The organism is Comamonas sp. DB36 (assembly GCF_057914905.1).
Genome location: NZ_CP196631.1, coordinates 2,167,948 through 2,193,427, shown reverse-complemented (window position 1 = coordinate 2,193,427; position 25,480 = coordinate 2,167,948). Strand labels below are relative to the sequence as shown.

Genomic DNA, 25,480 nt, shown 5'->3' with positions numbered 1-25,480 from the left:
CGTCCTGAGCCCGTCGAAGGATGAACGGCCCGTACTCAAGTGATGAGTACAGGCCGTTCATGGGTCTAAAGAGGCGCCAGCTCGCGCCACCGTCCCTTACTCGCGATGGTAAGGATGACCTGCATTCACCGACCAGGCGCGGTACAGCTGCTCGATGAGCAGCACGCGCACCATGGCGTGCGGCAGCGTCAGGTCGGACAGGCGTATGCGCTCGTGCGCGGCCTGGCGAAACGCCGGATCAAGCCCGTCGGGCCCGCCTATCACCAGCGCCACATCGTCGCCTTCGAGCTGCCAGCCCTGCAGACGCTGGGCCAGGGCCTTGGTCGTGAGGGTCGTGCCGCGCTCGTCGAGCACCACGATGCGCATGCCGCGCGGAATGGCCGCCTCGATGCGCTCGCGCTCGGCGGCGTACAGCGTCTCCAGCGTCTTGGAGCCGCGCGGCTCGGTCTTGACCGCCTTGAGCTCCACCTTCAACTCCGGTGGAAAGCGCTTGGCGTAATCGTCGTAAGCCGTCTGCGCCCAATCGGGCACGCGCAGGCCCACGGCCACGATCAAAAGCCTCATCCTTCAGGCCCGATCAGGAAGCCTTGCGGGGAGCGCGCTTGGCGGCAGGCGCCGCGGGCTTGGCAGTGCGCGGCACCGAAGGCTTGACCACGACGGTCTGGACCTTGGCGGCGACCTTCTTGGCAGCGGGCTTCTTGACGGCAGCGGGCTTGGCTGCAGCCTTGGCCGCGCTCTTGGCTGCGGTCTGGGCGGCTTCCTTGGCCACGGCGTTGGCTGCCGTCTTGGCTGCGGTCTTGGCGCTGGCGGCCGGAGCTGCCAGGCCCTTGGCCACGGTCTTGGAGGCCGGCTTACCGGCGGCGGGCTTCTTGGCGGCTGCCGGCTTGGCCGCAGTCTTCTTGGCTGCGGGCTTGGCGCTGTCTGCGGCCTTGGCCTTGGACTTGGGGGCTGCCTTGGCATCCGACTTGGCGGCCTTTTGCGCGGCCTTCTTGTCGGCCAGCACATTGGCGGCCGAAGGCGCGGGCTTGGCGGCGCCGAGCTTCAGGCGCACGGGCTTGTCGCCCCAGATCTCTTCCAGGCGGTAGTACTGGCGGATAGCGGGCTGCATGATGTGCGCCACGGCCGAGCCGCAGTCGACAATGATCCATTCGCCGTTTTCTTCGCCTTCCATGCGCGGCTTGTCGAAGCCGGCTTCCTTGACGGCGTCGCGCACGCTGGCCGCGAGCGCCTTGGTCTGGCGGTTCGACGTGCCCGATGCCACGATCACGCGTTCAAACAGGGGCGACAGGTGTTCGGTATTGAAGACCTGGATGTCTTGCGCCTTGACATCCTCCAGGCCATCGACGATGGCGCGCTGGAGCTTGGTGACGTCTTTTTTGGCGGCGGTTTCCGTTTTGGGGGTGGTGGTCATCAGGCGATGTATAGAAAAGGTTGTTCAATATAGCGCGCATCCGGGCTCAATGCCTTCTGCGGCTTGCCCCCCCGCGGTGTACCGCAGACCGGGCTGTTGCTTTGTTATTGGAATGATATGCGTGCCGCATCTGCGCGGTCAGCTATCGAAATTATAGTTTTTTGCAGCATAACCCCGCTGCGCGCACATCAAGCCCGTCAGAACGGCGGGCCTGCAGGCTCAAAGCCAGTCGCGCCGCACGAGGAATTCACGCGTCAAGGCCGCTTCGGGCGAGCCCTGGGCGTCCTCGCGCTGGTAGCTCCAGCAGGCATGCGGCGGCATGGACAGCAGGATGGATTCCGTGCGCCCGCCCGACTGCAGGCCGAAATGCGTGCCCCGGTCCCAGACCAGGTTGAACTCGACATAGCGGCCACGCCGATAGCGCTGGAACGCCACCTCGCGCTCGCCATAGGGTGTGTCCTGGCGGCGCGCGACGATGGGCAGGTAGGCCTTGAGCAGACTGTCGCCCACCGAACGCAGCATGGCAAAGCTCTGTTCGGGCGGCAGCTCGCAGAAATCGTCAAAGAAGATTCCGCCCACGCCGCGCTGCTCGTCCCGGTGCTTGAGATAGAAATACTCGTCGCACCAGGTCTTGAAACGCGGGTAGAGATCGGCGCCGAACGGCGCCAGCGCATCGCGACAGCCGCGGTGGAAATCCACCGCGTCCTGCTCGAAGCCATAGACCGGCGTCAGGTCGAGCCCGCCACCGAACCAGCGTGTGGGCGCCTGGCCCGGATGACCGGCCGAAATCATGCGCACGTTCATGTGCACCGTGGGCACATAGGGGTTGCGCGGGTGGAACACCAGCGACACGCCCATGGCCTCGAACGGCGCGCCGGCCAGCTCGGGCCGGTGCTGCGTGGCCGAGGGCGGCAGCTGCGCGCCGCGCACATGCGAGAAGCCGCAGCCCGCGCGCTCGAACACCAGGCCGCCTTCCATGATGCGCGTGATGCCTTCGCCCTGCAGACGCTCCTCCGGCCCCTTGGCCCAGGCATCGGCCAGGAAACGGCCAGCGCCCGCGCCCTCGCCCCCGGCGCCGCTTTCAACGGCTTCGAGGGCGCTGCAGATCGCATCCTGCAGCCCCGTCAGGTAGGCGCGCACGTTGTCGACGCTTGCAGGCGTTGCGCTGATTGATTCCACCGGCTGCATCTCAGCTCTTGATGGCGCGAAAGCCGATGTCGCGGCGGTACTGCATGCCATCGAAATGGATGCTGCGCGCCACGTCATACACGCGCACCTGGGCCTGCTTGACGCTGTCGGCCAGCGCGGTCACGCACAGCACGCGTCCGCCTGTGACCTGGGGCTGACCGTTAACCAGCGCCGTGCCGGCATGGAAGACCATGGCGTCATCGGTTTCCGCGGGCAGACCGGTGATCACGTCGCCCTTTCGCGGCGCTTCGGGATAACCATGGGCGGCCATCACCACGCCCAGCGCGGTACGGCGATCCCATTCGAGTTCGACCTGGTCGAGCTTGCCATCGACCGCTGCGGCCATCACGTCGACCAGATCGCTCTTGAGGCGCATCATGATCGGCTGGGTTTCGGGGTCGCCCATGCGGCAGTTGAATTCCAGCGTTTTCACATGGCCCGTGGGATCGATCATCAGACCGGCGTAGAGGAAGCCCGTGAACGGAATGCCGTCGCGCTCCATGCCGCGTATCGTCGGCAGGATGATTTCGCGCATCGCCCGGGCATGCACGTCGGCCGTGACCACGGGCGCGGGCGAGTAAGCGCCCATGCCGCCGGTGTTCGGGCCTTCGTCGCCGTCCTTGAGGCGCTTGTGGTCCTGGCTGGTGGCCAGCGCCAGCACGTTCTTGCCGTCGCACAGCACGATGAAGCTCGCTTCCTCGCCTTCGAGGAATTCCTCGATCACCACGCGTGCGCCGCCGTCGTTGTGGCTCACGCCGTACTTGTTGTCGACCAGCATGAAGTCGACGGCGTCATGTGCTTCCTGTGCCGTAAGCGCCACGACCACACCCTTGCCGGCGGCCAGGCCGTCGGCCTTGACGACGATGGGCGCGCCCAGTCGGTCGATGTAGGCATGGGCCAGCGCCGGGTCGCTGAACGTTTCGTAGGCCGCCGTGGGAATGCCATGGCGCGCCATGAAGGCCTTGGAGAAGGCCTTGGAGCTTTCAAGCTGCGCCGCGGCCTTGGTCGGGCCGAACACCTTGAGCCCGTGGGCACGGAATTCGTCGACCACGCCGGCCGCCAGCGGCGCTTCGGGGCCGACCACGGTCAGGCCGATCTTTTCGGCCTGCGCCCATTCGCGCAGCGCCACGACATCGGTCAGGGCCAGGTTTTCGAGCTTGCCGCCCGCCAATGCCGTGCCACCGTTGCCGGGTGCAACAAACACCTTGGTCGACTTGGGCGATTGCGCCAATTTCCACGCCAAAGCGTGCTCACGGCCTCCGCCGCCAATCACAAGAATTTTCATAAGTCTGCGTTGTGGTAAACGTCTTGAACGTCGTCCAGGTCTTCGATCATGTCCAGCAGCTTTTGCATGCGGGTCGCGTCATCGCCTTCGAGGGCGATGGTGTTTTCAGGGCGCATGGTCACTTCCGCCACTTCGGGCTTGAGGCCCGCGGCTTCCAGTGCGTTGCGTACGGCTTCAAAGTCGGCGGGCGAGGTCAGCACCTCGATGGCGCCCTCCTCGTCGGTGACCACATCCTCGGCACCGGCTTCGAGCGCCAGTTCCATGACGCGGTCTTCCGAAGTGCCCGGTGCAAAAATGATTTGTCCGCAGTGCTTGAACTGGAAGGCCACCGAGCCTTCCGTGCCCATGTTGCCACCATATTTGCTGAATGCGTGGCGCACATCGGCCACCGTGCGCACGCGGTTGTCGGTCATGGTGTCGACAATGATCGCCGCTCCACCAATACCGTAGCCTTCGTATCGGATTTCCTCGTAGTTCACGCCTTCGAGGTTGCCCGTGGCCTTGTCGATGTTGCGCTTGATGTTGTCAGCCGGCATATTGGCTGCCTTGGCTTTCTCCACCGCGAGGCGCAGCCGGGGGTTGGCATCCAGGTCGCCGCCGCCCGTGCGTGCGGCCACCATGATTTCCCGAATGATACGGGTCCAGATGCGGCCCCGTTTCTCATCCTGGCGACCCTTGCGGTGCTGGATATTTGCCCATTTGCTGTGTCCTGCCACAGGAATTCCTTTGGTATTGATTTAATCTACTGGTGGCGATTTTACTTTTGACGGCACGCATTTCCAGAGGAACCTCGTTATGGCCCCACCACTCTTGATCGCACAGCACTCTGCCACAGAATGCGCGCTGCTGCCCGGCCTGGCGAATCGCCACGGCCTGATCACCGGCGCCACGGGCACCGGCAAGACCGTGACGCTGCAAAAACTCGCCGAAAGTTTCTCCCAGATCGGCGTGCCGGTGTTCCTCGCCGACGTCAAGGGCGACCTCGCGGGCATCAGCCAGACGGGAAGTATCGGCGACAAGCTCGCGGCCGCGCTCAAGGAGCGCGGCATTGCCCTGCCCACGCCGCTCGCCTGCCCGACCACGCTGTGGGATGTGTTTGGCGAGCAGGGCCACCCGGTGCGCGCCACGGTGTCCGACATGGGTCCGCTGCTGCTGGGCCGCATGCTGGCGCTCAACGAGACGCAGATGGGCGTTCTCAACCTGGTGTTCAAGATTGCCGACGACAACGGCCTGCTGCTGCTCGATCTCAAGGATTTGCGCGCCATGTTGCAGCATGTGGGCGACAACGCCAAGCAATTCACCACAGAATACGGCAACATCAGCGCCGCGAGCGTGGGCGCGATCCAGCGCGGGCTGCTGCAGATCGAGAGCCAGGGCGGCGACAAGTTCTTTGGCGAGCCCATGCTCAACATCCAGGACCTGATGCAGACCGATGCCGGCGGCCAGGGCGTGATCAACATCCTGTCGGCCGACAAACTGATGAACGCGCCGCGGCTGTACTCGACTTTCCTGCTGTGGATGCTGTCCGAGCTGTTCGAGCAGCTGCCCGAGATCGGCGACCCCGAAAAGCCCAAGCTGGTGTTCTTCTTCGACGAGGCCCACCTGCTGTTCAACGACGCGCCCAAGGTGCTGCTCGAGCGCATCGAGCTGGTCGTGCGCCTGGTGCGCTCCAAGGGCGTGGGCGTGTATTTCGTCACGCAAAACCCGCTGGACATTCCCGACAGCGTGCTGGCCCAGTTGGGCAACCGCGTGCAGCACGCGCTGCGCGCGTTCACCCCGCGCGACCAGAAAGCCGTCAAGGCCACGGCCACCACCATGCGCCAGAACCCGGGCCTGGACATAGAGACTGCGATCACCGAGCTGGCCGTGGGCGAAGCGCTGATCAGTTTCCTCGACGAAAAAGGCCGGCCCGGCATCACCGAGCGCGTCTACGTGATTCCGCCGGGCAGCCAGATCGGCCCGATCACCAGCGCCCAGCGCCAGGCGCTGCAGCAGTCGTCGCTGGTCGCCGGCGTCTACGAGAAGACCGAGGACCGCGAATCGGCCTATGAGATCCTCAAGCAGCGCACGGCCCAGGCCACGCCCGCGGCCGGCGGCGGCGCGGCGCCCGCGGGCCAGGCCCAGGATTCGGGAATGATGGGCGGCTTGAACGACCTGCTGTTCGGCAGCACCGGACCGCGCGGCGGCAAGCGCGACGGACTGGTGCAGACCATGGCCAAGTCCACCATGCGCACCATGGGCAACTCGCTGGGCAAGCAGATCCTGCGCGGCGTGCTCGGCAGCATCATGGGCGGCGGCAAGCGCTGAGCGCCCGGGCCGCGTCACCGGAGTGACGCGCGCCCTCCCCGCGCGCCCCTACAGTGAGGCCATGACCGCAACCAACGCCTCCCCCTCGCTGCACTGCTTTGCGCTGACCTGGCATGGCGCCGTCGCGCACCTGCAGCTCAACCAGCCCGACAAGCTCAACACCATGCACCCGCTGTTCTGGCGCGAGCTCGACGGCGTGCTGCAGCAGCTGCACAACGCGGGCGAAGCGCGCGCGCTGGTCATCAGCAGCACCGGCAAGCACTTCAGCGCAGGCATGGCGCTGGAGACCTTTGCCGACCCGGGCTTCGCGCCGCAGGACCGCACGCCCGAAGGCCGGGCCGCGCTCAGCGACACGCTGGCCGACATGCTTGCCACGTTCAACCGCATAGAACGGCTGCGCATGCCGGTGGTCTGCGCCATCCAGGGCGGCTGCATAGGTGGCGCGGTCGACCTGGTCAGCACGGCCTGCATCCGCTACGCGACGCGCGACGCGTTCTTCTGCATCCAGGAAATCAACATCGGCATGGTGGCCGACCTGGGCACGCTGCAGCGCCTGCCCAAGCTCATTCCCATGGGCATCGTCAAGGAGATGGCCTATACCGGCCGGCGCCTGCCCGCCGAGCAGGCGCTGGTCCATGGCCTGGTCAACGCGCTGTATGACACGCCCGAGGCGCTGCTTGAAGCCGCGCTGGCCTGCGCCCATGAAATTGCCGCCAAGCCGCCGATTGCCATCTGGGGCACCAAGCAGGCGCTGGACTACGCGCGCGACCACAGCGTGGAAGACAGCCTGCGCCAGATGGGCTGGCTGCAGTCGGGCATCTGGAGCAACCGCCATGTGAGCGAAGCGGTGCAGGCGCGCCAGGAAAAGCGCGCGCCAGAATTTCCGCCGCTTGCGCCCTTGCACGCGTTCGCTGATCCCCGCTGAAAGAAAAAACCCCGCCGACATCGCTGCGGGCGGGGTTTGTCGGCGCCAGGTCTTGCGACCTGCGCGCGCCATCCAGGGATGGATTACTTGGCGGGCTTGGCGTCAGGCAGCGCAAACACGAACAGCGAGTGACCGCTGTCGTTGACGTTCTTCAGTTCGGGGTTCACTGCCACGGCCGTAGGCGTCTGGGCGTGCGGGCCGGTGGTGATGGCGATGTACTGCTTGCCGTTGACGCTGTAGGTCATGGGGTTGCCCGACACCGAAGTGTTGAGCTTGCTGTTCCACAGCAGCTTGCCCGAGGCCTGCTCGAACGCCGTGAAGTTGCGCATGCTGTCGCCCACGAACACCAGGTCGCCGGCCGTGGTCAGCGCCGAGGAGGTGAACAGCGCGGCCTGCTTCTTGACCCATTCCATCTTGCCGGTCTTCACGTTGAACGCGTAGAAACGGCCGGTGTTGGTCTCGCCGGGAGCTGCCTGGGCAGGGCCCGACTTCTGGAAGCCCAGCGCGCCGCCGGTGACGTATTCACCTGGATTGGGCGTCAGGTCACGGCACGATTCGGCCATGGGGAAGTAGAACGAGTTGGTCTTGGGGCTGTACGCGCCGGCTTGCCACAGCTTGCCCAGCGAACGGCCGCCGCAGACGTGCACGGTCTGGTCTATGGTCTTGGAGATCAGGTCGGCGTTGGGGATGGACTTGCCATCCTTGGTGAAGCCCTTGACCACGTTCTGGTAGGCGGTGTCACGCGCCCACAGCAGGTCGCCCGAATCGCGCTCCAGCACGAAAGCCGTGCCGTACTTGCCGGGAACGGTGACGATCACGTCGTACTTCTTGCCCGGCTTGACCTTGGCGCTCATGTAGCGCACTTCCTTGGCTTCGGGAGCGATTTCCGACTCGACCAGCACGCGTTCGAACACGCTGTCCAGATCCCAGTCGTCACGGCCCAGATGCTGGTAGTACCACTTGACCTTGCCGGTCTTGGCATCGATGGCCAGCGTCGAGTTGGTGTACAGCGTCGCGCCGCCGGTCGTGCCGCGCACGGATTCGGCCCACGGAATGGGCATGCCCACGCCCCAGAACAGGGTGTCGCGCTTGGCGTCATAGGCGCCGGTGATCCAGGCCGAGCCGCCGTAGCGGTTTTCGGGAGGAATGCCGTTCCACGAAGCTTCCACTTCCTTGCGCGTCAGGTCGGACAGCGTGTTGACGCGCCAGACTTCCTTGCCGGTCTCGGCGTCGTGGGCCATGATGAAGCAGCCGCCGCCGGTGTCGGCAATCGAGCAGCCCGACATGCCGGTGTAGATCAGGCCGTTGACGACCATCGCGCCCGCGGTGTAGCTGAAGCCCTTCTTCCAGTCGGCCGCCTGGCTTTCCCACAGCGACTTGCCGGTCTTGGCGTCCAGCGCGACGATCTTGGCGTCGGGCGTGGTCAGGTAGACCTTGTCCTTGTACAGCACGATGTTGTTGCGCTGGCGATCGGCCTGGCTGGCGTGGTAGCCGCCGGTCCACTCGGGGTTCTTGTGCTTGTATTCCCAGATCAGGTCGCCGTTGGTCGCGTCCAGGGCCTGCACCACAGCGCGGTTCATGCCGACAAACATCACGCCGTCGCGCACCAGCGGAGCGACCTCGGTCAGGCCGCCCACGGGCAGCGACCACGACCATTCCATGCGCAGTTCGCCCACGTTCTTGGTGTTGACCTGCTCGAGCGGGCTGTAGGCCTGGTTGTCGACCGTGCGGCGCCACATCAGCCATTCACCGGCTTCGGGGTTGAGCACGTTGGCGTCCGTCACGGGACGGTAGGCGGCCATGTCAGCAAACGCTGCGGGCACGAAAGTGGCGCTGATCGCAGCAGCCAGGGCAAGGGTCTTGAAATTCATGAATGCAAATTCCGTCAAATAGGGGGAAAGGCGTGAGGCATCCCGCGCGCGGGCCGGGGCCGGCGCTGCGGGAATCGGGGCTCAGCGCAGTTTCTTGACTTGGTCCACGGTGATGCCGCCGAGCTTGTTGCCCCAGGCATTGCGCGCGAAGGTGGCGATGGCCGCCACGTCGGCGTCGGCCAGCATGGGGGCGAAGCTGGGCATGTCGCCGCTGCCGACCAGGATCTGCTTGATGAAGGCTTCGTCGTTGCCTATCATCTTGTTGCCCTTCAAAGGCGCGCCAAACGCACCTTCGCCGTTCGGGCCGTGGCAGCCGGCGCAGGTCGCGGCGTACTTGTCCTTGCCCAGTTCGAACTGGGCGGCATCCACGGCAGCGACCGTCTTCACGGCGGCCGCAGCTTGTGCAACCTTGGGGGCGGAAGTATTGATCTTGCCCACGGTGGTGACCGCATAGGCCACCTTGTTAAAGCCCTGGCCGTTCACCTCGCCCGCGGCCTTGTCGCCGGCAAAGGTGTACAGCGGCAGGCCGTTGAACGTGGCTTGCAGCGTGCCGTCGGCGCGCTTGACGGCGCCGACCAGGCCCTGGGCCAGCAACCAGCCCTGGGGCTTGGCGCTCAATGCCTTCAGGGGCGTGAACTGCGATTGGCAGGCCTTGTCGCAGGCAGCCAGGGCTGCGGCTTTTTCTTCGCTCTTTTGCGAGTCGGTCAGCAGCGTGTAAGCCGTCTGGCCGTTGGCTGCGGCAACCAACTTGCCCAGCGACTGGGTCTTGCCTTGGATCAGTGTGAAATTGTTTGTGGGCTGTGCCAGCAGGCTGACAGGAGCCATGAACGCAGCAGCCGACAGGGCTGCCACCAGGGTCTTCACGTACATGATTGTTGTGCTCTTTTCGTGGTTGAACTACAAAAGTTCGCGAATCGTTGCACAAAATTTCCGCATAGAAAAAGACACACAATGCAATAAGGCCTCACCCTTATTGACTTGACATGGATCAATCAAAGCAAAGATTGCATCCGCACTTCGGCTTTCAACCAGCGTCAGCGGCCGCTTTTTACCTCCGTAATGCCCGCAACAGCGGCGATCTTCCGGACAGGGTCGACCAATTGACCCTATACCCCCATAAAAAACATTGAAATGTAAATAAGATTCATTCTTATCTTCTTTCTTTGCAGGAGTTTGCTAAAATTTCAGAAATTTGTGAAATTCCTGAAATACAAGAATAGTTACTATTTTTTACACATGAAACCGACTTCAAAGGGAACATATTTCGCGTTTTGATCACCCGTTGATGGCAGGCGGCTGTCCTTGGGCCGTGGGCGGCACGGCTGCGCTACGCTGATATTCAGCAGTGGCGATGCCTCGCGCAGGGCTGGCGGCTCGCTATGATGGGCTGCATATTCCAACGTCCTGCAAAGCCTCCCATGCCCTCTACTGCCACCTCTCTTCCCAGTTACGCAGATGTATCAGCAGCCGCCCAGCGGCTGGAGGGCATCGCCCACCGCACGCCGGTCAAGCGCTCGCGCACGGCCGACGCGCTGCTGGGTGCGCAGCTGTTCTTCAAGTGCGAGAACATGCAGCGCATGGGAGCCTTCAAGTTCCGCGGCGCCTACAACGCGCTGTCGCAGTTCACGGATGCCCAGCGCAAGGGCGGCGTGCTGGCCTTTTCCTCGGGCAACCATGCGCAGGCGATCGCGCTGTCGGCGCGGCTGCTGGAAATGCCGGCCGTGATCGTCATGCCAGAGGACGCGCCGGCCGCGAAGATGGCCGCGACGCGCGAATACGGCGCCCAGGTAGTGACCTACAACCGCTTCACCGAGGACCGCGAAGCCATCAGCGCCCAGCTTGCCCAGCAGCGCGGCATGACACTGATTCCGCCGTTCGATCACGCCGACGTGATTGCCGGACAGGGAACGGCGGCCAAGGAACTGTTCGAGGAAGTTCCCGACCTCGACTATCTGTTTGTGTGCCTGGGCGGCGGCGGCCTGCTGTCGGGCAGCCTGCTGGCAGCGCAGCAGCTCGCGCCGCAGTGCAAGGTCTACGGCGTGGAGCCCGAAACCGGCAACGACGGCCAGCAATCGCTGCGCAGCGGCGCGCTGGTGCGCATTCCCACGCCCAAGACCATCGCCGATGGCGCACAATCCCAGTCCCTGGGCGATATCACCTTTGCACTGATCCAGCCCGCGGTCGAAGACATTCTTACCGTTTCAGACGAGCAATTGGTTCAGGCGCTGCGCTTTTTCGCCGAACGTATGAAAATCGTGGTCGAGCCCACGGGTGCCCTGGCCTATGCCGGGGCCCTGCATGGCGGCATCGAGCTCTCGGGAGCCCGTGTCGGCGTCATCATCAGCGGCGGCAACGTGGACCTCGATCGCTACGCCCGTTTTCTGGCGGATTGATGTCTGGCCGCCACCGGCCTGCGGACCTGGTCTGCAGGCCCTCCATTTCCCTGTCGAACAAACAACCTAAATGAGCCAAGTTCATCTAATAGACCACCCGCTGGTCCAGCACAAACTCACGCTGATGCGCCGCAAGGAGGCCAGCACCAACAGCTTCCGCCGCATGCTCGGCGAACTCAGCACCTTGATGGCCTACGAGATCACGCGCGACATGCCGCTGCAGGACATCGAGATCGAAACGCCCATGGAAACCATGACCGGCAAGGTCATCGATGGCAAGAAGCTGGTGCTGGTGTCCATCCTGCGCGCGGGCAACGGTTTCCTGGACGGCATGCTCAATGTGGTTCCCGGCGCGCGCATCGGCCACATCGGCCTGTACCGCGACCCGCAGACCCTGCAGCCGGTCGAGTACTACTTCAAGATGCCTTCGGAGATGGCCGAACGCGACATCATCGTCGTCGACCCCATGCTGGCCACGGGCAATTCGGCAGCGGCCGCCGTGGCGCGCCTCAAGCAACTGAGCCCCAAGTCGATCAAGTTCATGTGCCTGCTGGCCGCGCCCGAAGGCATCGCCACGATGCAGAAGGCCCACCCCGATGTGGCCATCTATACCGCGGCCATCGATCGCGAACTCGACAGCCACGGCTATATCCTGCCGGGCCTGGGCGACGCCGGCGACCGCATCTTCGGCACCAAGTAAAGCCCACGGCAAAGGCCTGCCGTCTCCCGGCGTCCGCCGCAATGGCCAGGACGCATACAGCACGGCATGCGGCAGCCCGCATCCGTGCGATACCTCAGCTGCTCGCCGCCGCGCACTGCACCATCAGCGCCCCGCTCGACAGGCCAGCGCAATCTGCGCGCCCTGCTCTCCCAGATCCCAGAACAGACCCGCCATCAGCGCCAGCGCCTCGCGCGCGACGCTGGCCAGCAGATGCTCGTTCGGCGCATGCTGCGCGCAGGCCGGGTACGAATGCGGCACCCACAGCGTGGGCTGACCCAGCACCATCGAAAACACATCGTTGGGCAAGGTGCCGCCCAGGTTGGGCAGCAGCGCCGGAGCCTTGCCCGTGCTGCGCTCCATGGAAGCCAGCGCCCATTGCACCCAGGGATTGTCGGGGTCCAGCCGCGTGGCTTCCATCAGCGGGCCGCTTTGCTCCACCTGCACGTCGCTGAAGCCGTGCGCGTCCAGGTGGGCGCGCAGGTACTGCATGAAGTTTGCGCTGTCGCTGCCCACCACGTAGCGCACCTGGCAATGGGCCGATGCATGGCCCGGAATGGCATTGACCGGAGCTTCGGGGTTGCCGGTCTTGAAGGCCAGCACTTCCAGGCAGTTCCAGCCGATCACGCGCTCGGCCGGGCTCAGTCCGGGTTCGCCCCAGTCGACGTCGATCTGCGGGTCGTCGGCGCCGCCGCCAACGTCAATGGTCTGCAGCGCCTGGCGCACGTTGTCGGGCAGGCTCGCGGGCAGCAGGCCGGGCACCAGGATGCGGCCCTGGGCATCGACCAGCGAGGCAATCGCATGCGCCAGGCGCACGCCGGGGTTGCGCAGCAGGCCGCCCCAGTTGCCCGAATGGTGACCCGCCGGGCGCAGATGTATGCGCAGATCGAAGTTCACTCCGCCGCGCGAACCCAGGAACAAGGTGGGCCGCTGGGCCGCGACGCGCGGGCCGTCTGAGGCCAGGAACAGGTCGGCGCGCAGCGCCTCGCGGTGCAGTTCGCAGACTTCGCGCAGGCCGGGCGAGCCGACTTCCTCGCCCATCTCCAGCAGCAGCTTGAAGCTGTAGCCCAGTCGCCCCTGGCGCACAGCCAGCACCTGCTCCAAGGCCGCCAGGTTGATGCTGTGCTGGCCCTTGTTGTCGGCCGTGCCACGGCCGTACCAGCGGTCGCCATCGACCACCAACGCCCAGGGCTCCAGGCCCGGGTTCCACTGCGCGGCGTAGCCGCGCACGACGTCGCCATGGCCATAGCTGAGTACGGCGAACGGCGCATCGGCTTCGCTACGCTCGGCAAACAGGAACGGCGGCCCGCCGGCAACCGGGTTGGGCCAGATCTGGCACACGAAGCCCAGCGACTCCAGCAGCGGCACCATGTGCGCGTGCAGGTAAGCAGACATCACGGGCGCCTGTGCGGGCTCCTGGCTCTCGGTCGCCAGCGCCACGCGCTGCGCCAGGGTCTGGCGCAGTTCGCCGCTGTCAAAGTAGTCGGTGGCGCGCTGCAGCGCGTGGTCTCGGCTCATGGGGTGGTTCTCCGGTGTGCAGGGGTGTCGGCGCCATGCCGATCGATGGAGCGAGCGTAGAGACAGCGCTGCGTCAACACAATCACCGTATTTTCAAACTACCATTGCCGAATCGGCAAACCATCACCGCAGACTCTCCCGTGCACGCCCACCAATTGCAAGATACCGCGCTGCGCTACTTTCTCGAAGTGGCGCAAGTCGGCTCCCTGACCGAAGCTTCCCTGAGGCTGCATGTCGCCACCTCCGCCATCAGCCGCCAGATCAGCGGGCTGGAGCAGACCCTGGGCACGCCGCTGTTCGAACGCCAGCCGCGCGGCATGGTGCTGACGGCGGCGGGCGAAATCCTGGCCGTGCACGCGCGGCGCAGCCGCATGGACGCCGAACATGCGCTCGAAGGGATACGCGCGCTGCAGGGCCTGCGCTCGGGCAAGGTGCGTCTGGCCGTCACCGAGGGCTTCGCCGGCGAATTCCTGCCGCGTCTGATGCAGCAGTTCCGGCTGCAGCACCCGCAGATCCAGTTCCAGGTATCGGTCTTGCTTCCGGCCGAGGTACCCCAGCAGGTGCGCCAGGCCAATGCCGACATGGGCCTGACCTTCAGCCGCCAGCCCGAGCGCGACATCCGTGTGGAATACCGCCAGCCCGCGCCGCTGCTCGCCGTGATGCGCCCCGACCACCCGCTGGCCGGGCTCAAGACCGTGAGCCTGCGCGCCATGTGCGCCCATCCGCTGGCCCTGCCCATGCCCAGCACCACGGTGCGCCAGATGATAGACATTGCCTGCAGCCGCCAGCAGTTGCCGCTGGAGCCGGTGCTGACCACCAACCACTGGCCCACGCTGGTCGGTTTTGTATGCCACGGCGGCGGCCTGACGGTCGCCGGCGAAGTCACGACCCGGCAGATGGTGACCGCAGGCACGCTGCGCGCCCTTCCCATCCGCGACCACGGCATGGGCTTGCGCGACATTGAGCTGCAGACCCTGGCCGGGCGCACCCTGCCGCATGCGGCGCAGCGTTTTCTCGACTATCTCAAGACCATGCTTCCCGCGGCTACGGACACCGAAGGTAAACCCTGATCATTGCCGATCCGGCAAAGCTGGGTTTCAAATTCTCTGCTGGTGGCAAGGCGGCAATCTTTCTACGATGCAGACAATACTCTTGCCCGCTGCCATCATGACCACACGTCGCCATTTACTGAACGTATCCCTGCTCGGCGCCGCGGCGCTCGCCAGCCCCTGGGCCCAGGCGCAAACGCCCAGCTACCCGCACAAGCCGATACGCATCGTCGTGCCTTTCGGGCCCGGCGGCGCGACGGATGTGGTGGCGCGCAGCGTCGCCGACAAGCTGTCGTCCCGGCTGGGCCAGCCGGTGATCGTGGAGAACAAGCCCGGCGCCAGCACCATGATCGGTGCCGACGCCGTGGCCAAGGCCGCAGCCGACGGCTATACGCTGATGGTCTCGGGCTCGTCGACCTACACCGTAGTGCCGGCGCTCAAGGAGCGCATGCCCTACGACCCGCACAAAGACCTGGCGCTGATCGCGCTGCTGGTCAAAGCGCCGCTGGTGCTGGTGACCGGCCCGGCCACGCAGGCCAAGACAATGGCCGACCTCGTGGCGCTGGCCAGGTCCAGGCCCGGAGAGCTGAGCTACGCGACCTTCGGCACGGGCTCCGCGCCCCACCTTGCCGGTGAAATGTTCGCGCACGAAGCCGGCATCAAGGTGCTGGCCGTGCCCTACAAAGGCAGCGCGCCGGCCTCCATGGCGCTGCTGGGCGGCGAGATCCACTATGCGATCGACACGATTCCTTCGGTCGGGCCCCACATCAAGTCGGGCAAGATGCGCGCGCTCGCCGTGACCTCGGTGCAGCGCGCCAGCGCGCTGCCCGACGTTCCCACCCTGGGTGAACTGAAGCTGGGCAAGGCCAGCTTCGACGGGTTCTACGGGCTTGCCGCGCCCGCAGGCACGCCACAGGCCGTCCAGCAGTTGCTGGGGCGCGAACTCGCCGCCATCATGGCCTTGCCCGATGTAAAGGAAAAGATGCTGGCCGCGGGCCTGGAGCCCGGGTTTCTGGATGCGCCCGCGTTCAAGGCAAAAGTGGCCGATGAAATAGCCACGTTCAAGGCCGCGGGCAAGCGCGCCAGCATCGTGATGGAATGATGGCGCGCGGGTGCAGGACTTTTAGAGCCGCTAACACGACCCAGCAAATCGAAGATTTGCGGTTGCTGCTAGGCGCGGCCGGCTAGGTGTCGAGTCTCAGGACGTTGTTCATGCTCGGGATGCGGCTCATGGGAGGCTGATGGTTTAGAGCGCAGTGTGGCCGCAGCCAGTTGTAGTAGTCAATGAATGGCTGCAGCGCAGCATGTCTTTGGTCTGAGCTTTCATAAGCCCTGGCGTAGGCCCACTCGCGCAGGCTGGTCTGCACAAAGCGTTCAGCCTTGCCATTGGTCTTCGGGGTGTAGGGGCGAGTGCGGATGTGGCGCACCCCCAACTCTTGGCAAGCAAGCTTGAAGGCTCGGCTTACGTAGCCCGAACCGTTGTCTGTCATGACCCGCTCGATTTTCACTCCTAAGGTCTCATAGAAGGCCAGAGCTTGGCGCAAGAACTCGATGCAGTTCAGACTCGACTCGTCGGGTTTGATCGCGGCGAAGGAGACGCGCGAATGGTCGTCGATGGCCAGGTGTACCGCGTCCCAGCCAATGCCACGGTTGCGGTGCAGGCGCTCGCCTGTGATGCGATGGCCAATGCCCCTAATACGGCCCAGCCGCTTCATGTCGATGTGCAGTAACTCGCCAGGACGCTCGCGTTCATAACGCACGATGGGCTCGCTCGGTTGCAGCGCTGGTAGCCGGCTCAGCCCCAGCCGCGCGATGTGACGCGCCACGGTTGCCAAGCTGCGACCGGACTCGCGCGCAATGCGCCACAGCGGCGCTCGCTCGCGGCGGCGCTGCTCGAACTGGCAGAGCTGCGCGGCGCTACAGGAGGCTGGGCTGTGCCAAGGTCTGCTGGTGCGATCGCGCAATCCATCTTCGCCTTCTGCCTTGAAGCGTGCGAGCCACTTGTACCCAGTGCGTTGGCTGACGCCAGCCGCTTGGCTGGCAAGTGCGACCTTCCAGCCTTGGTGCAAGACCCTGTAGACCAGTAGCGCTCGACCTCGCGGCGTCAATGCTGCATGCTTATGACTGTTCATCCGTCTCTCCTGTCCTGAGTTGCGTTGGCGTGGTAACCACAGCTTCCCAGGTCCGGGACGGATGAACAACCTATTGAGACTTCACAGCTAGGCGCGGTGCCGCAGGCAGTGCAAGTAGCACGACAAGGCGACGCAACGACGCAGCAAGGGTTGTGCTAGTGGCTCTTAGTCGACCAAACCGACGAACATGTTCTGCACATCGTCGTTGTCGTCAATGCCCGCGAGGAAGGTCTGCACTTCCTCCAGTTGCTCGGCGCTCAGGCTGGACGCGCTGATCGGGGTCTTGGCCTTGTAGCCGAGCTTGGCCGACAGCACCGTGAAGCCCTGAGCCGGCAGCGCCTTGCTGACCAGATCCAGATCGGTGGGGTCGGTCAGGAACAGCGTGCTGCCTTCGGCGTCGCCGGCCTCGAAGTCCTGCGCACCGGCTTCGATCGCCGCCACTTCGGCGTCGGCACCCGGTTGGGCGGGTTCGGCTTCGATCATGCCCACATAGTCGAAGTCCCAGGCCACGGCGCTCATCTGGCCCTTGCGGAAGGCGACGCGCATTTCGGGCGCCGTGCGGTTGACGTTGTCGGTCAGGCATTCGACCATCACCGGCACGCGGTGGGGCGCGTAGCCTTCGTAGATCACATGTTCGAAATTGACGGTTTCGCCCGTCAGGCCCGCGCCCTTCTTGATCGCGCGCTCAAGCGTGTCCTTGGGCATGGACACCTTGCGGGCCTGCTCGACGACCAGGCGCAGCTTGGAGTTCGCAGCCGGGTCGGCACCGCCGCGTGCGGCGACCATGATTTCCTTGGCCAGCTTGCCAAACAGCTTGCCCTTGGCATCGGCAACCTGTGCCTTGCCCTTCGATTTCCACTGCGCGCCCATGAATTGTTTTCCTTCAGGTGAAAGGCGCGCACGCCCCATCCGGGCACGCGCACCCCAAAGGGTGGAGGTTATACACCTGTGAGTGGCGCCGTGATTTAGCCAAGTGCATTGCAGGGGTATGCGGCGCTGGTGCAAGGTACGCAAAACTATGCTGGCACGGCGAGGTGCTTCGCTGGCCCTCTGCCCCGCCCCTTGTTTGCCATTACCGGAGAAGCCTGCCCATGCGTTCCCATTCCACCCTCCTCATCGCGGCCTGCGCGGCAGCCCTGGCGGGGGCCGCGCCGGCCGGCGCGCAACCTCTGGCCGTCTCGCCCGCGGGCGCCGATGCCCCGGCCGTCGAGGCCAAGGCCATCGCCAGCGGGCTCGAAAACCTCTGGGGGCTGGCATTCCTGCCCGATGGCCGCTACCTGGTCACCGAGCGGCCGGGCCGCATGCGCATCGTCGAAGCCGACGGCCGTCTGCTCGCGCCGCTGGCCGGCCTGCCCAAGGTCGCCGCCGGCGGCCAGGGCGGCCTGCTTGACGTGGTGCTCGACAGCGATTTCGCCAGCAACCGCACGCTGTACTTCTGCTTTTCCGAGCCCGGCGCCGACGGCAATACGGCGGTAAACAGCACGGCGCTGGCGCGCGCCACTCTCTCTGCGGATGCGACACGCCTGGAGAACGTGCAGGTGATCTTCTCGCAGCAGCCCAAGTACGCGAGCCGCCTGCATTTCGGCTGCCGCATCGTCGAGCGCGAAGTCGGCGGCAAGCCCGACGGCACGCTGTTCCTGGCGCTGGGCGAGCGTTCCACGGCCAAGGAAGAGGCGCAGAACCTGCGCAGCCATTTCGGCAAGGTGGTGCGCGTGGGCAAGGACGGCAAGGTGCCGAGCGACAACCCGTTTGCGGGGGGCGCCTCCGCCGGCCGCACCGACGTGCTGCCCGAAATCTGGAGCTACGGCCACCGCAGCCCCCAGGGCGCGGCGCTCGCGCCCGATGGCAAGCTCTGGGTGCACGAGCATGGTCCCCAGGGCGGCGACGAAGTCAACCAGCCCCAACCCGGCAAGAACTATGGCTGGCCCGTGATCACCTACGGCGAGAACTACGGCGGCGGCGCGATCGGCAAGGGCATCACGGCCCAGCCCGGCATGGAGCAGCCCGTGCATTACTGGGTGCCGTCGATCGCCCCCTCGGGCATGGCCTTCATCACCAGCGACCGCTATGGCACGGCCTGGAAAGGCCAGATGGTGGTGGGCGCGCTCAAGAGCCAGATGCTCGAGCGCCTGACACTGCAGGATGGCAAGATCACGGCGCGCCACTTGATGCTGGCGCAACTGGGCCAGCGCGTGCGCGACGTGCGCCAGGGCCCGGACGGCTGGCTCTATCTGTTGACCGACGCACGCAACGGCCAGCTGCTGCGCGTGCAGCTCAAGGCGCGCTGAGTCCCAGCATGGCCTCGACATGGGCATAGTCGCTTTCATCGACGGCCACCAGCCCCTGTTTGCCCAGCAGCCGCAGCGCCGGCAGCAGCAGTTGCTGGCGCGCCAGCAACACCGCGTGCAGCCGGGCCTGCAGCGCGGGGCACAGCTTGCGGCGCACGACCAGCGGATCGGTGGGCAGCGGCGGCGACATCCACAGCGTGCGCAGCGCGCCGGCCTCAACGGACTTGCGCTGCTGCGCCAGCGTCAGGCTGTCGCTCGATACGAATGCCGCGTCCACGAGCCCGTCGGCCACGGCCGCGATCGCGCGCGTATGCGAGCCCGCGTACGAGACGCGCGAGAAGTAGTCTTCGAGCCGCATCCCGGTCTGGGCTTTCATCGCCTGGCGCGGCAGCAAGGCCCCCGAAGTGCTGGCCGGATCGACCAGGCTCAGCGTCGCGCCGCGCAGGTCCTGCCAGCGCCGATAGCGCGCGCCGCTGCGCACGATCAGCAGCGCGTGATAGCGCGTGAGCACTCCGGCGTTCTTGACCATCGCCGCCATGGGCCGCGCCGAGGCGCCGCTGCGCTGCATCTGCACATAGGTGGCGGGACCGAGTTCGGCGACATCGATGCGCCCGCCCTGCAGGCCCTGCACCACGGCGGAATACGATGCCGCGGACACCAGGTCCACGGGCATGTCCAGCGCGCCGGCCAGCAGCGCGCCCAGCAGACGGTAGCCGTTGGCCTGCGCATCTTCGTGATTCTTGGGAATGAAGGCCAGCCGCAGCCGCCGCGGGTGATCGCAGGGCGCGGCGGCCGATGCCGCGGCGGCCGGGGCCGCGTCGGCAGCAGCCGGGCGCATGGCGGCCGCGGTGGCCCCCAGGCCCAACAGCTGCGCCAGCGCCCGCCGGCGGTCGTTGATGTCTGGGCTCATCGGTGCCGGCCTTTCATGCGGGGCAAAGATAGGCGGCGCGCAGCATCTCCTGCGCGGCCTTGGCGCCCACGGGGCGGCTGAGGAAATAGCCTTGCGCCTCGTCGCAGCCCGCGGTCTTGAGATAGACCAGCTGGTCCATCAGCTCCACGCCTTCGGCGACCACGCGCATCTTGAGGTTGTGCGCCAGCGTGATCACCGAGGTCACGATCACGCCGGCCTCGCTGCTGCTGCGGATGTCGTTGACGAATGAGCGGTCGAGCTTGAGCGTGTCTATGGGCAGATCCTTGATCTGGCTGAGGCTGGAAAAACCCGTGCCGAAGTCGTCCAGGCCGATGGATACCCCCATGGCGCGCACCTGCTCGAGCACGCTCAGGGCGAGCTCGCGCGGCTCGAGCAGGCAGCTTTCGGTGATCTCCATGCTCAGGTCCGCGGCTTCTATGCCGTAATGCGCGATATGCGCGGCCAGGCGCGCGGCAAACGCGCCGTCGCGCAGCTGCACGGGCGAGACATTGAAAGCGATGGGCACGGGCTCCAGCCCCAGCGCGCGCCAGTCGGCCGCCTGCCTGCAGCAGGCCTGCAGCACCCAGTCGCCGAGCGCGCGTATCGCGCCCGTGGCTTCGGCCGAGGCAATGAATTCGCCGGGATAGATCAGGCCGTATTCGGGGTGCTGCCAGCGCACCAGCGCCTCGAATCCCATGATGCGGCAGTCGTGCAGCCGCACCTTGGGCTGGAAATGCAGCACCAGTTGCTGGTCGGTCACGGCCTTGGGCAGCTGGCGCTCGAGCGCGTAGCTGCGCGCGCTGTCGGCGCTGGCCGTGGCGTCGTAGTAGGTGAATCGGCCGCGGCCCGCGCGCTTGCTCGCATACATGGCCGCGTCGGCATTGCGGCACAGCAGCGTCACGTCGTGGCCGTCACGCGGGAAGAACGCCACGCCTATGCTGGGCGTGACCTGCAGGCTGTTGCCCTCTACGCCTTCATAGGGCTGGCTCAGGCAGTCGACGAGTTTGGCCGCAAGCACGTCCATGTCGCTCATCGCGTCCATGCCCGTGACCAGCACCGCGAACTCGTCGCCGCCCATGCGCGCAATGATGTCCGAGCTGCGCAGCAGCTGGCGCAGGCGCTGGGCAACCGCCTGCAGCAGCAGGTCGCCCACATGGTGGCCCAGCGTGTCGTTGATCGCCTTGAAGCGGTCCAGGTCCAGGTACATCAGCGCATAGAACTTGCGGCTGCGCCGCGCCAGCGCGAGGTGGCTGGCGACCAGCTCGTTGAACATGCGGCGGTTGTGCAGTCCCGTGAGGTGGTCGTTGGCGGCCAGCTCCAGCGCCTTGGCCTTTTCCTGTTCGAGCTGATCGATCAGCATGTGCTTGTCGCGGTTGGCGTAGCTCAGCGCGGTGAACAGCCCTTCCTGGTGGCGCAGCACGCGCAGCATGCCGCCCACGGCCAGCAGCATGCAAAGGCTCAGCACGCCCAGCAGCGTCCAGACCTTGCGGCTGTCTTCGCGCGGCGAGCCGTGCACCCATTCCAGGCCGCGGCTTGCAACCACCAGAAACGGCGAGTTGGCGTTGCGCCGCCAGCTGAAATGGCTTTTGGCGCCGCCGGGCTGCAGCGCGGCCACCATCGCGCCGCGGTTGCCGGCCATCTGCGCCGCTGCCGCCACGGGCGCGCGCGAAAACGGCATGGTCAGACCCTGGGGACCGAGTTCGGCCAGCGCCACGCCCTGGTCGTCGAGCAGATGGATGGCGCTGCCTGCCCCCATTTCCACATCGCGGTAGAGATTGAGGAAATAGCCCAGGTCCAGCATCAGCAGCAGATAGCCACCCGGCGCGCGCGCCGCCTCGGACTCGAGCGGGCGCAACGCATAGACCAACGGAATCTGCCAGAGGTCGGGATGGCCCGACAGCGCCGACTGGACCGCAGGCAGCAGGCGTGCATGGCCCGGTTCGGTTTTTTGCAGCGCCTCGCGCAGCGCCGCCGCCAGCGGCGCGAGCTCGACGGCGGACAGCGGGGAAGATGCATCGACCGGCTGCAGCGCCGCATCGAACAGCACATAGCGCGCGAAGCAGTGCTCGGCGACCAGCATGGTCGAGAGCCGCCGGTGCACTTCGGCCGCGGACTGCTGGCCGCGCATATGGCCTGCGAGTGCGTCGCCCGCGGCCAAGCCCATCAGCTGCCCCTTGTTGACGACCTGCACCAGGTTCTCGGCGACCACGGCCGCGAGGCTGGCCTGCTGCTGCGCGGTGCTGATCTGCTGCTGCACGCGCTCGGCTTGCACGCTTTGCCAGGCCAGCCACCAGACCAGACCCAGCACCAGCAAGGCGGCCCCTATGCAGGCCAGCCGTATTCCACGCCATCCCATGCGCCACGGCATCGCGGATACCGGCCGGCGAAAGCGCAGCAGCAAGGACAAACAACGGGCATAAAGGGCAGTCACGGAGCGGGCGCATACGGGCAGATGCGTGGATGATGCAAAGCCCGCAAGTCAATGGCGTGACAGTTTGAAATATTTCTCGCCCCGCGCCCTTTGTGACAGATCACAAACCCCGTGACGGTCTGCTAGCCGCGACAATAGCGCCAGCGCGCGCTGGCGCGCCATTCCCACCAGGAGACCTCCGATGCTCAATGCCTTGTGGCTGGGCTTTTTTCTCATCGCCGCGATCGCAGCGCTGGCCCAATGGCTGATCGGCGGCCAGGCCCAGGTGTTTGCCGGCATGGTCCAGGCCTTGTTCGCGATGGCCAAGCTGTCGGTCGAAGTGATGGTGCTGCTGTTCGGCACGCTGACGCTGTGGCTGGGCTTTCTGCGCATCGCCGAGAAAGCCGGCGTGGTGCAATGGCTGGCCTGGGCGCTGGGCCCGCTGTTTGCCAAGCTGATGCCCGAAGTGCCGCGCGGTCACCCGGCGCTGGGCCTGATCACGCTGAACTTCGCGGCCAATGCGCTGGGTCTGGACAACGCGGCCACGCCCATGGGCCTCAAGGCCATGCGCGAACTGCAGACGCTCAATCCGCGGCCCGACACCGCGACCAATGCGCAAATCCTGTTTCTGGTGCTCAACGCCTCGTCGCTGACACTGCTGCCGGTCACGGTCTTCATGTACCGCATGCAGCAGGGCGCGCCCGACCCGACCCTGGTCTTCCTGCCGATTTTGCTGGCCACGTCTGCCTCGACGCTGGTCGCGCTGCTGGCCGTGGGCCTGGTGCAGCGTCTCAAACTGTGGCATCCCGTCGTGCTGGCCTATCTTCTGCCGGTCGCACTGCTGCTGGGCGGCTTCATGGCGCTGCTGGCCACGCTCAGCGGCGCGGCCCTGGCCTCGCTGTCGTCGCTGCTGGGCAATCTGACGCTGTTCGGCCTGATCATGCTGTTTGTCTGTCTGGGCGCCTGGCGCAAGGTCGCGGTTTATGACAGTTTCATCGACGGCGCCAAGGAAGGCTTTGACGTCGCCAAGGGCCTGCTGCCCTACCTGGTTGCCATGCTGTGCGCGGTGGGCGTGTTCCGCGCTTCCGGCGCGCTCGACTATGCGCTGTCGGGCATTCGCTGGCTGGTGGATCTGGGCGGCTGGGATGCGCGCTTTGTCGATGCCTTGCCCACGGCCCTGGTCAAGCCGTTTTCGGGCAGCGCGGCGCGCGCGATGCTGATAGAGACCATGCAAAGCCAGGGCGTGGACAGTTTTGCCGCGCTGGCTGCGGCCACCATCCAGGGCAGCACCGAGACCACGTTCTATGTGCTGGCCGTGTACTTCGGCGCCGTGGGCATACAGCGCGCGCGCCATGCGGTGGGCTGCGCGCTGATTGCCGAGTTCGCGGGCGTGGTGGCGGCAATTGCGGTGTGTTATCAGTTCTTCGGGGGAATGTGAGCTGGCTGGGACTGCGGCGCTCGCAGCCCGGCCTTGAAACGCTGTTGCGGTTTGGCCGGGTTTCTGCGTTCACCCTTAGACGCGGCCGGCGCGGCAGGCTCAGGGCAAACGCAATTACTGTGGGCGGTCCGCTCGGGGCGAACGGCAACGCCCTTGGTGGCCAGCTTGCCGCCATCGGCAAGACGATGACTCACGCCTCGGGCACTATGGCTTCCGCATACTCATAAAGTGCTTCGAGGATTTCCGTGCCGCGCTCGTCGGCGGTTTCAAACAGCGCGTCGATCGCTGCCGACATCTGGTCAAACGAGCGCGCCCCGCCCTTGCCGTCGAGCAGGCAGGCAGCGCAGTGTTCCATCCAGCGCTGCTGCTCTTCGGGCGACAGCGTGTCGGCGAAATTGCGCGCGCGGTAGCGGAACACCAGCTCGCCCAGGCGCGCATCGTCAAAGCCCGTGCGGTCCATCGCCAGCTCCAGCGGCGTGAGCGCGCGCAGATGGTTGAGCCGGCGCCGGTCTTCATTGCCGACAAAGCCGCCATAGAGATCCTGGTCGGCATCGACGGCCGTGCCGGTCGCCGGCCGCTGGAACACCTGCTTCCACAGCGCGCTCATGTCGGGCAGGTCGCGCGCCACGGCCGCGTACTGCAGCGACTGCTCCATGTCTATGCCCCATTGCTGGGCCATGGCCGGGCTCAGCGTCTTGAGGCTGCCGACGACCATCGGCGACTTGTTGATGTGGATGCTCTTGATAGGCAGCCGCGCCACGCCTTCGGGCAGATCGGCGGCGCGTGTGAACATGCGCAGGCGCAAGGTTTCTACATCAAGCGTCGCGAGTTCGGATGGGTCCTGGGACAGATCCCAGGCGAGGATCTCGTTCTTGTTCGCGGGGTGCGTGGCCAGCGGCCACATCACGGCCAGGCAGCCGCGCGCCGCGCCAAACATGCCCGAGACATGCAGGAACGGCTTGGCATGCGCGGCCACGGCCGGCAGGCCCAGCTCCTGCAGCACCCGGTCCTTCTTGTGCAGGCTGAACGCATAGTCAAACAGCCGCGGCTGGTGCTTGCGTATCAGCCGCGCCAGCGCGATGGTGGCGCGCACGTCGCTGACCGCGTCATGCGCCTGCTCGTGCACCAGGCCGTTGGCGCGCGCCAGGTCTTCAAGCTTGAAGCTCACCGTGCCGTCTTCCTTGCGCGGCCAGATGATGCCTTCGGGGCGCAGCGCATAGACCATGCGCACCACGTCGAGCAGGTCCCAGCGGCCGCAGCCGTTTTGCCATTCGCGCGCATAGGGGTCGATGAGGTTGCGCCAGAACATAAAACGCGTGATCTCATCGTCGAAACGGATCGAGTTGTAGCCCACGCCCACCGTGCCGGGAGCGGCGAACTCCTCCTCGATACGCGCCGCGAACGTGTGCTCGGCCACGCCCTGGGCCACGCATTGCTGGGGCGTGATGCCGGTGATCAGGCAGGACTGCGGGTCGGGCAGGTAATCGTTGGCCGGCTGGCAGTACAGCGCCAGCGGCTCGCCGATCTCGTTGAGCTCCATGTCCGTGCGTATGCCGGCAAACTGGGCCGGGCGGTCATAGCGGGGTTGGGCACCGAAGGTTTCGTAGTCGTGCCAGAAGAAAGTGGTATCAGCCATG

General features: G+C 65.8%; 21 protein-coding genes. 8 read left to right on the top strand and 13 right to left on the bottom strand.

The genetic code is table 11. The features are described 5' to 3' along the window. Positions 1-96 precede the first annotated feature (96 nt). From rlmH to ACSVDO_RS10105, 5 genes are all read right to left on the bottom strand, one after another. Positions 97-564, bottom strand: a complete 468-nt coding sequence (gene rlmH / locus ACSVDO_RS10125) for a 23S rRNA (pseudouridine(1915)-N(3))-methyltransferase RlmH (RefSeq protein ID WP_332536679.1) — start codon at positions 562-564, stop codon at positions 97-99. Between the two features lie 13 nt (positions 565-577). After that, positions 578-1,411 (bottom strand): ribosome silencing factor, encoded by an 834-nt coding sequence (gene rsfS, locus ACSVDO_RS10120; protein WP_332536681.1) that lies wholly within the window; start codon positions 1,409-1,411, stop codon positions 578-580. Positions 1,412-1,630: 219 nt separating this feature from the next. Further along, positions 1,631-2,599, bottom strand: coding sequence for an oxygen-dependent coproporphyrinogen oxidase (gene hemF, locus ACSVDO_RS10115; protein ID WP_489596251.1), 969 nt, complete (start codon positions 2,597-2,599; stop codon positions 1,631-1,633). Between the two features lies 1 nt (position 2,600). Further along, entirely contained in the window at positions 2,601-3,884 is a 1,284-nt protein-coding gene (gene purD, locus ACSVDO_RS10110) for a phosphoribosylamine--glycine ligase (protein ID WP_332536685.1), read from the bottom strand. Further along, positions 3,881-4,600 (bottom strand): YebC/PmpR family DNA-binding transcriptional regulator, encoded by a 720-nt coding sequence (locus ACSVDO_RS10105; RefSeq protein ID WP_332536686.1) that lies wholly within the window; start codon positions 4,598-4,600, stop codon positions 3,881-3,883. The genes purD and ACSVDO_RS10105 overlap by 4 nt, the downstream gene beginning before the upstream one ends. 79 nt (positions 4,601-4,679) lie before the next feature. On the opposite strand from ACSVDO_RS10105, the gene ACSVDO_RS10100 reads away from it, so the two are divergent. Both ACSVDO_RS10100 and ACSVDO_RS10095 read left to right on the top strand, forming a co-directional pair. Continuing rightward, a complete protein-coding gene (locus ACSVDO_RS10100; protein WP_489596249.1) occupies positions 4,680-6,191 on the top strand; it encodes a helicase HerA-like domain-containing protein in 1,512 nt (503 codons plus the stop codon). 61 nt (positions 6,192-6,252) lie between these two features. Beyond that, positions 6,253-7,116: an enoyl-CoA hydratase-related protein gene (locus ACSVDO_RS10095; RefSeq protein WP_489596248.1), complete on the top strand. Its 864-nt coding sequence runs from the start codon at positions 6,253-6,255 to the stop codon at positions 7,114-7,116. 83 nt (positions 7,117-7,199) lie between these two features. Here ACSVDO_RS10095 and ACSVDO_RS10090 read toward each other — a convergent pair whose 3' ends face one another. Then, a complete protein-coding gene (locus tag ACSVDO_RS10090) occupies positions 7,200-8,987 on the bottom strand; it encodes a pyrroloquinoline quinone-dependent dehydrogenase (RefSeq protein ID WP_332536690.1) in 1,788 nt (595 codons plus the stop codon). Positions 8,988-9,068: 81 nt separating this feature from the next. Continuing rightward, positions 9,069-9,857 carry a c-type cytochrome gene (locus ACSVDO_RS10085; RefSeq protein ID WP_489596246.1) on the bottom strand — a complete coding sequence of 263 codons (789 nt, stop codon included), beginning with the start codon at positions 9,855-9,857 and terminating at the stop codon, positions 9,069-9,071. A gap of 548 nt (positions 9,858-10,405) precedes the next feature. On the opposite strand from ACSVDO_RS10085, the gene ACSVDO_RS10080 reads away from it, so the two are divergent. Both ACSVDO_RS10080 and upp read left to right on the top strand, forming a co-directional pair. Continuing rightward, a complete protein-coding gene (locus ACSVDO_RS10080; protein WP_332536694.1) occupies positions 10,406-11,380 on the top strand; it encodes a threo-3-hydroxy-L-aspartate ammonia-lyase in 975 nt (324 codons plus the stop codon). A gap of 70 nt (positions 11,381-11,450) precedes the next feature. Next, positions 11,451-12,080, top strand: coding sequence for a uracil phosphoribosyltransferase (gene upp / locus ACSVDO_RS10075; protein ID WP_332536696.1), 630 nt, complete (start codon positions 11,451-11,453; stop codon positions 12,078-12,080). Positions 12,081-12,203: 123 nt separating this feature from the next. Here the strand turns inward: upp and ACSVDO_RS10070 are convergent, their stop codons facing one another. Next, positions 12,204-13,616 (bottom strand): M20 family metallopeptidase, encoded by a 1,413-nt coding sequence (locus ACSVDO_RS10070; RefSeq protein WP_489596244.1) that lies wholly within the window; start codon positions 13,614-13,616, stop codon positions 12,204-12,206. 140 nt (positions 13,617-13,756) lie between these two features. On the opposite strand from ACSVDO_RS10070, the gene ACSVDO_RS10065 reads away from it, so the two are divergent. Continuing rightward, on the top strand, positions 13,757-14,686 hold the full coding sequence (locus ACSVDO_RS10065; RefSeq protein WP_489596243.1) for a LysR family transcriptional regulator: 930 nt from the start codon (positions 13,757-13,759) through the stop codon (positions 14,684-14,686). Between the two features lie 97 nt (positions 14,687-14,783). Then, positions 14,784-15,767, top strand: coding sequence for a Bug family tripartite tricarboxylate transporter substrate binding protein (locus ACSVDO_RS10060; protein ID WP_489596242.1), 984 nt, complete (start codon positions 14,784-14,786; stop codon positions 15,765-15,767). Between the two features lie 82 nt (positions 15,768-15,849). Here the strand turns inward: ACSVDO_RS10060 and ACSVDO_RS10055 are convergent, their stop codons facing one another. Continuing rightward, on the bottom strand, positions 15,850-16,797 hold the full coding sequence (locus ACSVDO_RS10055) for an IS481 family transposase (protein ID WP_489596240.1): 948 nt from the start codon (positions 16,795-16,797) through the stop codon (positions 15,850-15,852). Between the two features lie 165 nt (positions 16,798-16,962). After that, positions 16,963-17,667, bottom strand: coding sequence for a YebC/PmpR family DNA-binding transcriptional regulator (locus ACSVDO_RS10050; protein ID WP_332536704.1), 705 nt, complete (start codon positions 17,665-17,667; stop codon positions 16,963-16,965). A 221-nt stretch (positions 17,668-17,888) separates the two neighbouring features. On the opposite strand from ACSVDO_RS10050, the gene ACSVDO_RS10045 reads away from it, so the two are divergent. Continuing rightward, positions 17,889-19,085 (top strand): PQQ-dependent sugar dehydrogenase, encoded by a 1,197-nt coding sequence (locus tag ACSVDO_RS10045; protein ID WP_489596238.1) that lies wholly within the window; start codon positions 17,889-17,891, stop codon positions 19,083-19,085. On the opposite strand, the gene ACSVDO_RS10040 is transcribed toward ACSVDO_RS10045, so the two are convergent. Beyond that, positions 19,072-19,995 (bottom strand): phosphate/phosphite/phosphonate ABC transporter substrate-binding protein, encoded by a 924-nt coding sequence (locus tag ACSVDO_RS10040; RefSeq protein WP_489596237.1) that lies wholly within the window; start codon positions 19,993-19,995, stop codon positions 19,072-19,074. The genes ACSVDO_RS10045 and ACSVDO_RS10040 overlap by 14 nt on opposite strands. 13 nt (positions 19,996-20,008) lie before the next feature. Continuing rightward, on the bottom strand, positions 20,009-22,351 hold the full coding sequence (locus ACSVDO_RS10035) for a putative bifunctional diguanylate cyclase/phosphodiesterase (RefSeq protein ID WP_489596235.1): 2,343 nt from the start codon (positions 22,349-22,351) through the stop codon (positions 20,009-20,011). 256 nt (positions 22,352-22,607) lie between these two features. Here ACSVDO_RS10035 and ACSVDO_RS10030 point away from each other — a divergent pair, with 256 nt between their 5' ends. Beyond that, positions 22,608-23,843, top strand: coding sequence for a nucleoside recognition domain-containing protein (locus ACSVDO_RS10030; protein WP_489596234.1), 1,236 nt, complete (start codon positions 22,608-22,610; stop codon positions 23,841-23,843). A 190-nt stretch (positions 23,844-24,033) separates the two neighbouring features. On the opposite strand, the gene sbcB is transcribed toward ACSVDO_RS10030, so the two are convergent. Next, the gene (gene sbcB / locus ACSVDO_RS10025) at positions 24,034-25,479 is read right to left on the bottom strand and encodes an exodeoxyribonuclease I (RefSeq protein ID WP_489596232.1); all 1,446 of its coding nucleotides are present in this window, start codon (positions 25,477-25,479) and stop codon (positions 24,034-24,036) included. Position 25,480 lies beyond the last annotated feature (1 nt).